Annotated in this window: 16 protein-coding genes and 1 pseudogene; 16 read left to right on the forward strand and 1 reads right to left on the reverse strand. The window is 31.3% G+C overall.

The genetic code is table 11. The annotated features are described in order from the left end of the window. The 4 genes and pseudogenes from ATL39_RS17270 to ATL39_RS00260 form a co-directional block, all read left to right on the forward strand. A pseudogene (locus ATL39_RS17270) lies at positions 1 to 195 on the forward strand (phage portal protein); the annotation flags it as partial. A 12-nt stretch (positions 196 to 207) separates the two neighbouring features. Continuing rightward, positions 208 to 933 carry an HK97 family phage prohead protease gene (locus ATL39_RS00250; protein ID WP_425452949.1) on the forward strand — a complete coding sequence of 242 codons (726 nt, stop codon included), beginning with the start codon at positions 208 to 210 and terminating at the stop codon, positions 931 to 933. 410 nt (positions 934 to 1,343) lie between these two features. Next, on the forward strand, positions 1,344 to 1,604 hold the full coding sequence (locus tag ATL39_RS00255) for a hypothetical protein (RefSeq protein WP_120191278.1): 261 nt from the start codon (positions 1,344 to 1,346) through the stop codon (positions 1,602 to 1,604). Continuing rightward, on the forward strand, positions 1,594 to 2,622 hold the full coding sequence (locus ATL39_RS00260; RefSeq protein WP_120191279.1) for a reverse transcriptase family protein: 1,029 nt from the start codon (positions 1,594 to 1,596) through the stop codon (positions 2,620 to 2,622). The genes ATL39_RS00255 and ATL39_RS00260 overlap by 11 nt, the downstream gene beginning before the upstream one ends. A gap of 249 nt (positions 2,623 to 2,871) precedes the next feature. Here ATL39_RS00260 and ATL39_RS00265 read toward each other — a convergent pair whose 3' ends face one another. Continuing rightward, entirely contained in the window at positions 2,872 to 3,531 is a 660-nt protein-coding gene (locus ATL39_RS00265; protein WP_120191280.1) for a sigma factor, read from the reverse strand. 250 nt (positions 3,532 to 3,781) lie between these two features. On the opposite strand from ATL39_RS00265, the gene ATL39_RS00270 reads away from it, so the two are divergent. From ATL39_RS00270 to ATL39_RS00320, 12 genes are all read left to right on the forward strand, one after another. Then, positions 3,782 to 4,309, forward strand: a complete 528-nt coding sequence (locus tag ATL39_RS00270; protein ID WP_120191281.1) for a MerR family transcriptional regulator — start codon at positions 3,782 to 3,784, stop codon at positions 4,307 to 4,309. 337 nt (positions 4,310 to 4,646) lie between these two features. Beyond that, on the forward strand, positions 4,647 to 5,498 hold the full coding sequence (locus ATL39_RS00275; protein ID WP_120191282.1) for a hypothetical protein: 852 nt from the start codon (positions 4,647 to 4,649) through the stop codon (positions 5,496 to 5,498). Positions 5,499 to 5,709: 211 nt separating this feature from the next. Then, positions 5,710 to 6,282: a DUF3990 domain-containing protein gene (locus ATL39_RS00280; protein WP_120191283.1), complete on the forward strand. Its 573-nt coding sequence runs from the start codon at positions 5,710 to 5,712 to the stop codon at positions 6,280 to 6,282. A gap of 21 nt (positions 6,283 to 6,303) precedes the next feature. Continuing rightward, positions 6,304 to 6,603 carry a hypothetical protein gene (locus ATL39_RS00285; protein WP_120191284.1) on the forward strand — a complete coding sequence of 100 codons (300 nt, stop codon included), beginning with the start codon at positions 6,304 to 6,306 and terminating at the stop codon, positions 6,601 to 6,603. 150 nt (positions 6,604 to 6,753) lie between these two features. Continuing rightward, positions 6,754 to 7,020 carry a hypothetical protein gene (locus tag ATL39_RS00290; protein ID WP_120191285.1) on the forward strand — a complete coding sequence of 89 codons (267 nt, stop codon included), beginning with the start codon at positions 6,754 to 6,756 and terminating at the stop codon, positions 7,018 to 7,020. A gap of 233 nt (positions 7,021 to 7,253) precedes the next feature. Next, complete coding sequence (locus ATL39_RS00295; RefSeq protein WP_120191286.1) at positions 7,254 to 7,799, forward strand: hypothetical protein; 546 nt, start codon at positions 7,254 to 7,256, stop codon at positions 7,797 to 7,799. A gap of 710 nt (positions 7,800 to 8,509) precedes the next feature. Further along, on the forward strand, positions 8,510 to 9,112 hold the full coding sequence (locus ATL39_RS00305) for a peptidoglycan-binding domain-containing protein (protein WP_170146784.1): 603 nt from the start codon (positions 8,510 to 8,512) through the stop codon (positions 9,110 to 9,112). Between the two features lie 663 nt (positions 9,113 to 9,775). Further along, positions 9,776 to 9,952 carry a DUF5659 domain-containing protein gene (locus tag ATL39_RS17275; RefSeq protein WP_170146785.1) on the forward strand — a complete coding sequence of 59 codons (177 nt, stop codon included), beginning with the start codon at positions 9,776 to 9,778 and terminating at the stop codon, positions 9,950 to 9,952. Positions 9,953 to 9,978: 26 nt separating this feature from the next. Continuing rightward, positions 9,979 to 11,355 (forward strand): DEAD/DEAH box helicase family protein, encoded by a 1,377-nt coding sequence (locus ATL39_RS00310; protein WP_120191289.1) that lies wholly within the window; start codon positions 9,979 to 9,981, stop codon positions 11,353 to 11,355. Between the two features lie 290 nt (positions 11,356 to 11,645). Beyond that, on the forward strand, positions 11,646 to 11,819 hold the full coding sequence (locus tag ATL39_RS17280) for a hypothetical protein (RefSeq protein ID WP_170146786.1): 174 nt from the start codon (positions 11,646 to 11,648) through the stop codon (positions 11,817 to 11,819). Beyond that, positions 11,816 to 12,733: a phage major capsid protein gene (locus ATL39_RS00315; protein ID WP_120191290.1), complete on the forward strand. Its 918-nt coding sequence runs from the start codon at positions 11,816 to 11,818 to the stop codon at positions 12,731 to 12,733. Before ATL39_RS17280 ends, ATL39_RS00315 begins: the two co-directional genes overlap by 4 nt. Positions 12,734 to 12,778: 45 nt before the next feature. Continuing rightward, on the forward strand, positions 12,779 to 13,974 hold a 1,196-nt coding region (locus tag ATL39_RS00320), incomplete at its 3' end, for a phage portal protein (protein ID WP_120191291.1).

The raw sequence follows: 13,974 nt of genomic DNA on the forward strand, positions 1-13,974 counted from the left end.
GGTCTATATTCCATTAATGAAGGTAGAAGAGTTTTAGATAGACCGAATATAAGAGATGACTACTTTATGTGGAATCTTGGTAAGGTTTATTACAATCCTGAGAACGGTAGAATGTTTGTTCCTAACACTAATGCTACTTTTGATCCTGAAAATATGGAAGGCGACAATCCACTTAATAAAAGTGATAAAAATTAAAAGGAGAAAATAATGAAGAAGATGGAAGTAAGAGCTAATAACGTAGAAGTAAGAGCCACTGAAAATGGCTCTTTAATTGTTGAAGGGTATGTAAATGAAACTGGTCAACCTAGTGAAATTTTAGGCGGACATAAACGTTTTAGAGAGAAAATTTTAAAAGGAGCTTTCCAAAGAGCTATTGATAAAGCTCAAAAGCAAGGCATAGATTTTTTAGCAGAACATGATAAGAGTAAAATCCTTTCTAGTACCACAAATGATTCTTTAATATTGAAAGAAGATAGTAAAGGTCTTTTTATGTCTGCAACAATTACTCCTACTTCCTGGGGTAAAGATTATTATGAACTCATTAAATCAAATATTCTCTCTAAAATGTCTTTTGGTTTTAGAACAATAAAAGACAAATGGAGCGAGAATGTTACAGGAGTTTATGATAGAACAATTGAAGAGCTTGAATTATTTGAGGTTTCTGTTGTTCGCAATCCGGCTTATTCTCAATCAAATATTGCAGCAAGAGGCATTGATATTGAAGATGCAGAAGAAGAGAATCCTATAATCGAAATTCCAAAAGAAAAATTAGAGGATCTTTATTTTAAATTAGAAAAGATAGATGCTAATAATCAAAAAATGCTTAAAGATATTAAAATATTTTCTAAGAGTCTTGAAAAAGAAAAAGGGAAACAATTTAATGAAGAAAGGTCTATATATGATAAAGTAATAGCTTTACAAGAAATACACTAAAATAAACTCGGTATTCACTAAGAAGGATATTTTGATAACTATAGTTAATATTTGAGTTTCCAGAAAATTAGTAATATAATTATAGTATGGCTTGTAAGCAATGAAAATACCTCTGTAATTCTGTAGCGTTCAGTACTTTATGAAGCGAAATTAATTGGGGCGGCGCTTTCGTCAACGCCTCGATGCACTGTAGACCCGTAGATGCCTAAGTGATGCGTTCAATACTGTAGGTCATGCGCCTATGGACTATGCTTCATGTGGTCGATGCCTATGCGCATTGTCTTAAATGAGCAGAGGGTCTACTAAGAGAGTCGAAGAGTAAGGTGTTTTATCTTGCTATTTTCCTTTTCGATGTGATCATGCAGAGGGTCCACTTATAGTGGTCAATCATGTATGGAAAGGAGAAAACTATGGATCGTGCAAATTCACGCGTTACGCGTGTTAACAAGCGCAAACGAAGACGTTCTAAAAGCCAAAAACACCCTCGCGAGCAAGGTAGTAAGAACAATGTATATTTGCATTGGTTTTTACTCAGTTTTTTTACCAGCCTAGGATCAAGTCTAGGAATTGCTATTTCTAGTAAATTAACGGACTTAGATGGTATGAAAATAGTGCAAGCTCTCTTCGGCTTCTTTTATTATAAAAACTTGGAGGTTAAGGTTGTTTATTGATGAAAAAAACTCATTAGCAAATTTGCAAAAGAAGACAAAACTAGCTAAAATACTTAATTGCGATGTAGAATACTTAAAAAACTTTTCTGATTATTCTGAAGTTAAGTCTTTCGATAAAAGAGTCGGTCCAAAAACAAGACGTCTATTCAATGCAGACCCAAATCATAAAAAGATACTAAGAAAAATCAATAAACTTCTGCTCTCTATGAATATACCCGATTACGTTTATGGTGGAAGACCTAATAGAGATTATTTATCAAATGCATTTTTACATAAGAAAAATCCATACATTCAAACTGCGGATATCCGTTCGTTTTTCCCCTCTACTCATGAAAGTTACGTTTACGGATTTTTTAAAAACAAACTGTTAATGAGTGAAGATGTTTCAAAAATCCTTACCGATTTAACTACTTATTCTTCTTCGGAGAGTCCTCATTATCCAGAAAAATCTTTGCCACAGGGGTTTCCTACCAGTACCATTATGTCTTATCTAGCTTATTTTGATATGTTCAATGGAATTTATAAACAATGCAGAGATAGAAATATTCATTTCAGCTTATTTGTAGACGATATGACTTTTTCAAGTGATGTTAAAATACCCAAATCTTTTATTCGTCATATCAATAATATTGTTACTCAATATGACTTGAGCCTTCATCCAAATAAAATAAGAAGATTTTCAGTTGACCAACCTAAATTGGTCACTGGAGTAATTATAGATCCTAAAACTAATAACTTTCATATACCAAATAAATTACATAAAAAGATCTATACAAATATCCAAAATTTCCACTCTTTAAATGTTAATACTTATACAGATTACGTTAACTTAAAAAGAATTATTTTGTCATTGAAAGGGCAATTAGCGTCTTGTTCTAGAATAGATCAGGAAAAAACCTTCAACCACATTATTAAAGTTATTCAAGATGTAGAGATCCACTTTATTGTGCCTTCTGTAAAAGGAGCTACTCATAGACAATTATATGAAGAATATATAAGTTTTGTATCTTTTCGCTAGTATTAATTAAGCACAGTATAATTTCATTTACTGTAATTACTGAGTATTCCTATAGACAATAAAAAATAGAGGGCTAAAAACCCTCTATTTTTACTTCCGATAACATGTGTTATGTAAACTAGACCTTTTAGGGTAATTCCGACACAATCTTTAAAGAATTAAATTTTATGTCAGTAAAAGAAACTCATCCCCTTTATTAATGTCTACGCTACTTTATTATAACATATTACGAAAGCTAATTTAATACTGCTAATAACTGAAATCTACATACTGCACTTTAACGACTGGTTTTATTTTCTCTCTATACTTGTTAAAGATTCTATTCGCATTTTGCCGACTCATTTGATGCGTTTTTGCGTATTCAGAAATCATATTATGATTCTTATTTAGCAGCATGTGCATTAACCCTTTTTCGCTATCTTTAGTATTCTCTTCAATTATCACTATTAACTCTTTTGATAGTAATTCCGATTCAGGATCTCTCCCCTCTTCATCTGCAAACATATCCCCTATTTTTATAGATTCAGAATTTCTTATAAAACTGTCTATAGAAACTTTATCCATTTTGTTGTTCTTCTTAGCACTTTTCCATCGATTTATATTACTCTGCTTTCCTCTTAACTTACTAAAGGCATATGTTGAAAAACAAGCCCCCCTATTAACATCATAATCCCTAAAAGCTTCCCAAAATGACATCTCCAGTTCTTGATAATAATCATTTGGATCTATAGCATTTTTGAAATATGGTTTATTTGAATAGTATACAAAATTCCATATTAAATCAGAGAAAGTTTCTCTAGCTTCTAAATAATTCATATAGTAGATAGATGTATCATTTTCGTCTTTACTTTTAGTGTCTTTATGCTTATTCAAAAAGATTAAAGCTTTTCTTTCCTCTTCTACATGCATTGTTATCCTCCTTTAATTATCTAGTATAGCTACTATACAACGTTAAAAAGGATAGTGGAACTTGCTATTGCACATGTTATATTTAACAAGTTTCAATTTGTACATCAAAAATACGGTAAGTGAAATTACTTATATATCTACTATACAAGTAATATAGAAACTATATTTACCTTTATATTAGCTATAGTATCTATTATACTGACTATATAGGTAGTCAGACCATTAAAAGTTAGGAGGTATTATAGCTACTATGGAAGTTGAGTACCGTATTAAACATTTAGCAGAGGAATTAAATATCTCACAGCCTGCAGCCAGGAAATATTATGCTATGGTCGAGGATATTAGAAGCAAGAAATTCAAGCGCAATAAGAATGGATATGTTATTTTCACTCGACAAGATGTTAGTATTTTTGAAAAAATAATTGAATTTAAAGAACAAAATGAAATGAAATTAGAAGATGCTATTAGAAGAGCTATAGCTGTTATAGATGGAGATCAAAATTATACAGAAGATACTGCAGATTTAAGTTTTGTTACTCCAATGGAAAAATTAGAGTATTTAGGAACTGAAGTACACAGATTGAATAACTTATTACAAGAACAACAGGAACAAGCAGCTAAGCGTGAAGAAACCCTTATGGAGTTTATTAAAGAACAAAGTAATACTATGGCAAGTATAGAAGAAAAATTAAATTATCAAGAAGAACAACGCCAACTGGAAAGTGCTAATAAAGATGAACAAAAGAAAAGCTTTTGGTCGATTCTTTTCGGAAAGTAAAAAAACCACTATCCCGAATATTAATCTGGAATAGTGATTTAAGAATCTATGTTTTATCTAAGTTCTTGTACACCTACATAGAACTAGGTTTGCTAATTGCTTATTATTCAGATATTATATACTTAATATAAAAAAAGAAGTAGCTAGGCTGTCACCTAACTACTTCGGAGTTTTCTCTGTTCCCCAACAGAAAAACATTAATTTAAAGATAGTATACCTGCATTTCTTTTTTCATGCAAGGAAAAGGTGTACCTATTTTAAGTTTATGCTTTTCATATTGAGTAAGTTATTGCTTACAGAGAGAACTCCTAATCTTAAAAGATGAGGGGTTTTTATAATGGATATTTTAGATTTATTGCGTGGCGATGGTTCGATTATTGTTAATAAGAAATTGGCTCATGAAATTGGGTTGCAAGAAGCAGTTATCTATTCTGAGTTAGTGAGCTTATATAAATACTGGAGCGATCGTGAAGAATTAACTGAAGATGGATTGTTTTATTGCACATATGAAAATATTGAGCGCAATACTTCTCTTAAAGAAAAAGCAGCGTTAAGAGCAATTAATAAACTAGTTAAATTAGGGCTTATTGAAAAAATAAGTCGTGGTTTACCCAGGAAAAACTATTATAAAATTACATCCGGGATTTATCGCTTAATGGATGATTGGAACAAAAACGGTAATGAAAATAACAAGATGAACAAGAACCGCCAAAATGACGGTACTGATAATGACAGTAGTTCAACTGTTAATAAAAGCTCAAATGACCGCCAAATCCAGCACCGCCAAAACGGAGGTACTAACACCGCCAAAACGGAGGTAACAGAACCGTCAAAACAACCGTTAAATAATACTAGAACTAATAATACTAAAATTAATAATACTGATTTGTTAACAATAGACGTTAACAATACTTATCATACTGATAATCAAATAACTTCTACAGAAGAAGACCAATGTTTTGAATTAGAAAAAGAATATCGCTTAAAAGGACTATCTCAAGAAGTTATAAAAAGAGTAAGAGATGAGATAAATCTAAACAAAGAGAATATTAACAACTACGTGCCATATTATAAGTCGTGTTTAGATAATACTTTGTACAAACATAATTTAAAGCATGGAATAGTAGCTGCTAATTATCGTCACTTAGACTCAGAGCACCCTTTAACATTCGATTGGCTTAATGATTAAAAACCAATCAATTATAACCTTACTAGTATCCTGTTCTAGGAATATTTTCTAGTTAATGACCAATACCTTAAGAAGCTCCTATAATTTCTAATATGAGCTTCTAAGAAGGTATAAATTCTATTGATTGCTTATCCTTTTAATTAATTTGTATAAAATAATTCTTTTATACAAAAAATATAACTAACTAGCTTGATGAACAGGAGCCTACTCAATGAGCTATTTTGAAGAGTTTTTGAAAAAAGAAAGAGATAATTTAAGGAGCTACAAGGTTTGGTATCATGGAACAAATCTGTCTTCAGTAAATAAAATTAAGGAAGATGGAATTATTTTTAATTACAGTTCTCAAATTTTTTCTGATTTTGGTAAAGGTTTTTATCTTACTTATGATAAAAAACAAGCGGAAATTTGGGCTAATAAAAAAGCTGAGATTGATACTTTTAATGAAAATGAAGAAGATTCCATTTCAGCAGTATTAGAAGTAGAACTGGATTTATCTGAAGAAAATATACTGATAGTGAATGATTTTGATGAAGAATGGGCTAGAATTATATTAAAAAACAGATCAAAGTATTATAAAGATTTTGATTTTGAAGTTGACGATAATTTTCCATTAATATTTGGCAGAATGGCTGATAAAGTCGTTGGAAGAGCTGTTAGAACTTATGAGAAAAAAAGAGATATTGAAGCATTTTTAAAATTATCAGTGAGAGAGGAATTTAAAACGCAAAATCAATTGGTTGTAAAAAGTCAAGAGATTTGTGATAAAATAAAGATAATAACATGAATGTTAGCGAGGAGGATTCTTATGGCTAATAAGTTAGTTATTAAACCTACATCAAGAAGTAGAAGCAAGGCTAGACTTAGAGCTAGGGTTGCACACAAGTCTAGAAGTAAATCTAATCTTGCAGAAGAGTATTTTGTTGATGGAATGTTTTATACAATGATGAATGAATTTAGTCTTTCAGAGGAAAAATCGTCAGACTTGATTAATAAATACAAAGATAAAATTGATTTCAATAGTGAGACAGTTCAACATTTAGGTCCAAGTTATTACACTGAAAAAATTCTAATGAAAGAAAAAGTTATTGATTATAAACCCATGTAATTAAAACCCTTTCTATGTGATATGTGAGAGGGTTTTTTATTTTGTTGTTTTATAAGATAAAATCAACCAAATAGAAAATCTTTGTCTGGTGGTTTTTGATATAATAAGAACATAAAAAATTTCCTTTAAATTACATAAGTGGGGTCGATTATGAACATATCTAATAACAACTATTATCTATTAGAAGCTATTTTGCCAGGTTTAAGGGAGTTTGTAAGAATAAAGCAAGCAAATGATTTAATTGACGAGGATGAAGAAATTTATAGCATGTGTGAACTTATCAGTGAGCTTGGAGAAAAAGATAATGTAGTTATCCAAGGACATGTTCATGTGTTAAACATAGATATGAAAAGAGCAGCTACTGAAGTAGAGATCCAATGGTGTAAAAAACAATTACGCAATTATCAATTAAAATAAATATCTTCTTTAGGAGGAGAGTATGAGAAAAAATAAAGTTCCCCTTAATTTCTGAGAAAAAAGAAGAAGCCTAGCATAATAACCTCGCACCCTTCGTTTGCACACACCCTCCTGAAATGAACTTTTGCGTCCAAACATGAATTAATAAAGTTCATCCATTCTTTATAATGTATTTTTTGTTCTTGGTAGTGTACATTATAAAGGTGTTATACATTGTGAAAGGTGGGGGTCTTATGGGAAGCCAGTCACTTGAATTATGGCTTGGACTTGGAAGTATTATTGGTGTTTTGATCGGGGGGATTTGTACAATCATTGGTAGCTATTTAGCTTCTTCTAAACAGGTCAAAGCTCAAAAAGATATATTTTCAAGTGAAGTTAGTGAAAGGTATGAACATCAAAGAACAGAATTAAAACTTTCATTATTAGCTGACTTCATGGGACACAGAAACGTTATTGTCGGTGGAGCACCTGGCATTAGTGAATCTAAAAAAATAGCTGAAGGTGCTGTATTTTTTTCAGCTCTAAATAAAATAGGAGTAATATTTTCAAGTTCTGAAGAAGTTATAAACAGTTACATGCACTTTAGAAAAATTGTTTTAGAAAAAGATATCCATAAACAAGCAGAAAATATTTTTAAAACTGGTAAGGGTTTTGAAGAAATAATGGAAAGTCAATCAGTTGCAGATGCAGCTCTACACGACCTTGCTGTAAAAATGCATAAAGACTTAGATATTGAACCCCCTGATATGGAAACATTTTCAAAGCCTTTGAGAATGTAAATTAAATTTGGTATAAAAATCATTGTTACTAGTAATGAAGGATAGGAGAGCGGTCTTTTACAAGCGTAGTATTACAAATCTGTATACATCTTATAGTGCAATTGCTTACTATATTCATTAGAAAAATGGAAATATAAGGAGTTTTTATGTTAAGTTTTTAATATCTATAACATGAAAAAGGAGGAATTGCATCTATACTTCTAGTGTGTACACTTTTTTCTTAGTCGTTAACATTACATTAAGTGGAATGTTCACGTTTTTTATTGTTACGATTGGAATGACTGGACTAATCGCTGAAGGCGACGGAGTAAACGACTACGGAATCCTTCTTTCGATAGGTTGGGTTTTGGCATTACTAATGACGATCTATACCTATAAGAAAAAATCGAAACTGTGGTTTATCCTCACAATAATAGCTGGTTGGTTGCTACCTATCGCAAATATTTATGTTTATGGTTATGTGTCAGATTTTTTTGAAAGATTATTTTGATAGACTATCTTTAATATAAAACTTGAAAGTTAACTAGAATGATTAAATTCATTCTAGTTTTTTATACTAAATTAAATTATAACTGCACATTATGCGCTGGAAGTGTAGATGTGTAGTAGAGAGAGTAATGTATAAAATCTAACTTTAAATAAGTTTATTATTATACAATTAGTGGAAAACATAAAATGGTACAATATACTATTTTATGGGGGTTTTTCTTTTGAGGAAATTTGCAAAGGTAAGTTTAGCAGGCGCATTAGCATTAGGTATGGTGGCTAGTCCATCTGCATCATTAGCTTCTACATACGAAGGTCCAAGCACAACAGATTATTCTGCTGTAGAAACCGGACATGAGGAATTTAACGAAGATTTTAATATCTTTTTAGCTTTAACAAATGGGGATGTTATTCTCCGTCAAGGTGATCAGAGAAGTGACTATGTTTCTGAAGTTCAGTGGTTATTAGATAATAGTGGATTTTCAACGAATGTAGACGGTATTTTTGGACCAAACACAGCAGATAGCGTAAGAAGTTATCAAGATACTTTTGGATTAGCTGTTGATGGCGTTGTTGGACCTAATACGTATCAAAGTTTATCTGATCCTGAGTCCTATCCTAACGAATTATTCAGCTACGGTGATAGAGGCGATTATGTAACGCAAATTCAAAGAACTCTAACAGTTGATAGAGGAATGGAAATGGCTGTTGATGGTATCTTTGGCATAGAAACAGAGAGAAACATTCGTGCATATCAAGAATATTCAGGGTTGCAAGTAGATGGAGTAGTAGGACCAGAAACTTGGGATTCTATCTTTCAGAGATAAGGAAATTGATTTAAAAAATAAGGCTGCCCTCAAAAGGCAGCTTTTTTATATTATAAAAGGCGAATTTTATTATAAAAATGCTACAGTGAGAAGCACTGAGAGCAAATTAGAAATACTTAAGTGAGTGGTTATAGAGATAAATTGAAATCTCAGAAAATCTAAAATTAATTCCCTAAAAAGTGTGTAAAATGTTGGAGAAGTATACATATACAGTAGAGAGATCTATTTAAAATAATCTGTACTTATTTTCTTGAAAAGCGCAACTTATGCATGAGAAATGTACATATAAAGTAGAGGAAGTTTCTATTAAAATAAAATAGAACTAATTTCTCAAAAACCGTTATTTATGCGTTAGAAGTGTACATATATAGTGAGAGAGCTTTATCTAAATAAACTATAATTAATTTCCTGAAAAGTGTCTAAAATGTTCGAGAAGTGTACATATATAGTAGAGAGACTATAGCTAAAATAATGTACAATTATTTTTCCTGAAACTGCACATTATGTGCTAAAAGCGTACATATATAGTGAATAGGTTTATAAGCAATTGGAGCCTATTGATATATCATAGTAATTTTTTTACCATATCTATTAAAATAAAATAGATTTAAGTCCACTTTTTCTCAGGTGGGCTTATTAATCTATACTAAGGAGATTATTAAAATGAAAAAACAAATTGTAAGAAGAGTATTCAGTAAGGGATTAACAAACAATTTACTAGATAAAGGACACCGAATTGTGAAGATAGAAAATCATACCAATTCAAATAAAATGGTCTTTGTATTTGAAGATAACAAAAATTTTCAAACTGATATTGATGACATTTTAAAATCTAAGTAATTACTTAAATCTAAGGAGACAATCTAATGAAAAAAGATTATTTATTAACAGAGCAACAAATTATAGAGTTACAATCTGGAAAGTTTTATGGTTTATTTGCGGAACCAGGAGCTGGAAAAACCAAAACATTTGAAAACGTAATTATTCCTGTTGCGAAAGAAGAAGGAAAAAATGTACTCTATTTATCTCCAAGGAGTAGTTTAAAGGTACAAACGTTAACTAATACTTCAGAAGCTAGAACTGAGAAATTTTACGGATTTGATAGAGAGAAATTACATATCAAAACATATCAGCATATTCAAAATGAGATGGAAAAAGGCAACAGCTTACCAAAGTATGATTATATCGTTGCGGATGAAGCTCACTATCTTGTAGCTGATCATTGGAATGAAAAGACTCATCTTGCAGTACAGTTTTTAGAGGAGTCTCAAGCCGTAAAATTGCTTATGACAGGTACACCAGATATTTTAACCCACTACATTAATAAATGGCACGTACAGACGCTTAGAGAGCTTAATAGAAGCAAAACAAGAGTAAAACGGATTGAACTATATAGCGATGAAAAACAAATGATCGAGCGTATTAAAAATAGCCAACATGAAAAGTGTAAGTTTCTTACATTTAAGCCTGGTAAAATTAAAGACACTAAAAAGTTAGCCAATAAATTAGGCGGCTCTTTTTTATGTTCTCCTAACAACAAGGATAATATGTACGATGACGTAGATAAAAATTTAGTACAAGCAATCAGTGACGCAAAAGAATCGCTACCTGCTGAAAATATTGTTTCTACTTCAGTTATTGAAGAAGGGATTAATATTGAAGATCCTAATTTTCAAATGGTAGCTAGTTTTGAACCTAAATTGATTGAAAATGTTATACAACAAGCAGCTCGAATCCGCAAGAGCAATGTAACTCTACTAATCTTTGTTGACAATGTTAATTCTTATACGGGTTTAATTAAGAAAAACAAAGAAAGATTGGAGAATAGTTTTGAAGCACAAAGAGCTTATTTAACATTTCAAAATGAACAATTAAACAGTATTAATCAAACACCAGGAGATAACCATGTCGAACGTTATCGAAACTATTTAAAACAGTATTTTCCAACTGCTGAAATAGTAGATATGAATAAGAAAGTTCTTAAAGAACAAATTGAAAATAGATTGTCTAACTTAATAGACCTAGAAATATATAAGGAGGATATTAATAATGATGGAATAGTCCAATCGGATTTAATCAAAATTTTTGTAGAAGAGTTTGGTGCTAGAGGTAATCAGCGACAAAAGAACATTGGCAAAAAGAAAATGGCTGATTTTTTAAATGAATATAATACAAATATAGCTTTAATCAACAAACAGAATCAAAAAATGCAAAAAACGTACTGGAAACTAATTAAAAACTAATGTAGTTGTCTTGCTTAACAAACAAAGACCGTTTGTTAATGCATTATTATTTTGTATTGCATATTAAAAAAATAATGCAAGTGTATATTAGAGAGGTGCATTAAAAAATTAATATTCAATAGATAAAAGTAAATGGTTTTGAACTTTGAACTTTTCGTAGAAAAGAATAACTGCCTTTTTGTTAGAAAAGGCAAGAGACCTGCTAAATAAAATAACCATTTTATAACCTCTTTTAGTTCAAATCTAAAAGGGGTTATTTGTATTTAAAAAATATAAAGGAGCAAAAACAAATGCATCAAGGAAGTTTCAGAATTAGAAGTTTGTATATTTCAGATGATTTAATTTCAATAATCAAGAATCATCAAAAAGAAACATTTAGTAATTCGTTTAGCGCTACAGCTATTCGTTTGATCTGTAAGGGTCTAGAGCAAGAAATAAAAGAAAAAAAGGAGATAAGAAAATGAATACAGTAGAAAAAAAACAGGTGCAAGAATTTAGAGAGTTAGAACAACTTTTAAGAGAAGAAAAGAAAGAGTTTAAAGAACTAAGAATGGAATCTCAAGGAACTGCAATACTTCCTACTTGGATCACAAATAGCATTGTTAAAAAAATGGCGATAAACTCACCAGTAATTAGCCAAGCAACAATGTTTTTTACTGATGTTCCTAAGCTAAGGATGCCTATAGAAATGGAAGATAAGCCTGCAAGCTTCAGAGAAGAATTTGAATCATTAGAAGAGGAAAGCTATATTTTGGACCATATAGATTTAGAGAAAAAGCGTATTGCAGCAGCTATTTCTATCACGAAGGGTCTTTTGTATGGGTCTGATATTGATATTGTGAAATTTGCCTCTGAAAAATTGGCTAGAAAAGTATCAAAAACTGTCGAAGCTTCTATTTTTACAGGAGATGGATCAGAAACTTCTATGCACGGTATTTTAAATGAAATTGATGTTTTAAGTGTCTCAGGAGAAAGCTCTCCCAATTTAAATAATCTAAATGATTTAATCAATAAGGTGCAACCAGTCTATCAAGTAAATGCTGCCTTCTATATGTCTACAAATTATTTTAATAAAGTATCTAATTGGACCGATTCTTCAGGTAGACCAATGCTAGAAACAATTGTATTAAATAATAAAATTGTACGTACACTTTTTGGTTTTCCTGTTTATCAAACGGAATCACTAACAGCAGAAAATCCGGTAGTGTTCATGAATCCTCAAGAAGCATATGCGCTCTTAGTACAAAAAAATGCAACAATTCAACGGGTACAAGCTGATACAGCACAGGCTATGCGTGGTTCTGAACTTATCTATTTTGATACCTATATGGATGGTCGAATTTATAATAAAGAAGCTGTTGCAAAGCTTTCTGCCTAATAGCATTTTAACTTTAACAAATATCTTAAAAAGGAAGTTTAGTCATTGGGAGTATTCGATATATTTACTAAGGAAAAAGAAGTAGAAGAAAGAGGCAGTCAACCCATGAGCATGGGGGCTGTTTCTCTTACATCTTACTATGGAGATGGGAAACTTGCTTCTGAAGAAGAAGCAATGAAAATTCCAGCAGTTGCTGCAGCAATAGAATTGATTAGTTCATCTATTGCTCAACTTCCTGTGTACCTTTATAAGGTAGATGAAAACAATGAAATTGAGAGAGTAACAGATGACAAGAGAACATTTCTTTTAAATGATGAGCCTAATGAATTAATGAACGGACATAATCTTAAAAAGTCTATGATTCGTGATTATCTTTTTCATGGTGCAGCATACACGAAAACGGAAAAGTTTAGAAATAATTTTTTAGCCTTGTATCGGATCCCTATTAAAAATGCCTCTGTTACAAAGTACAGACAAAACGGCTATAAGGAAACAGCTGTTATTAATCTGCAGCATGATACAGGTGGAGAGATGCATGAGTTTGAACCTGAGGAATTAATTAGAGTGCTGAGAAATAGTGGAGATGGAGTTACTGGAGAAGGTATCCTAAACACTAACAGCGACATTATTAAACTTGCTATTGATGAAATGAACTATACAAAAGGCATTTTAAAAAATGGTGCTTTGCCTTTAGGTATTCTAAATGTGCAGAGTAAGCTTACAGGAAAAGCTGTAGATAAGCTGAGAGATAGCTTTCAGAATATTTATGGCGGTGCAGGAAACTCAGGTAAGACTATTGTTCTTGAGGATGGAGTAGAATATCAATCTGTTTCATTGAATCCTAATGATTTAGAGCTGACAAGTTCTAAAAAGAATACTATGTCAGAGATCTGCAGGATCTTTAACATTCCTGAATCAATGCTAAATAGTGATGCTAACAAATACGCCTCTAATGAACAGAACAACATATACTTTTTGCAGCATTGTTTGTCTCCTATCATCACATCAATTGAAGCAGCTTATAATAAATCAATGCTGCTGGAATCTGAAAAACGTCAAGGCTATTACTTTAGATTTGATGTATCAGAGATGTTAAGGACAACGGAAAAAGAAAAGGTTGCTTCAGTAGTTGCTGCAGTTAATGGCGGTCTATATTCCATTAATGAAGGTAGAAGAGTTTTAGATAGACCGAATATAAGAGATGACTACTTTATGTGGAATCTTGGTAAGGTTTATTACAA

This window comes from Sinobaca qinghaiensis (assembly GCF_003610495.1).
GTDB classification, from domain to species: Bacteria; Bacillota; Bacilli; order Bacillales; family Marinococcaceae; genus Sinobaca; species Sinobaca qinghaiensis.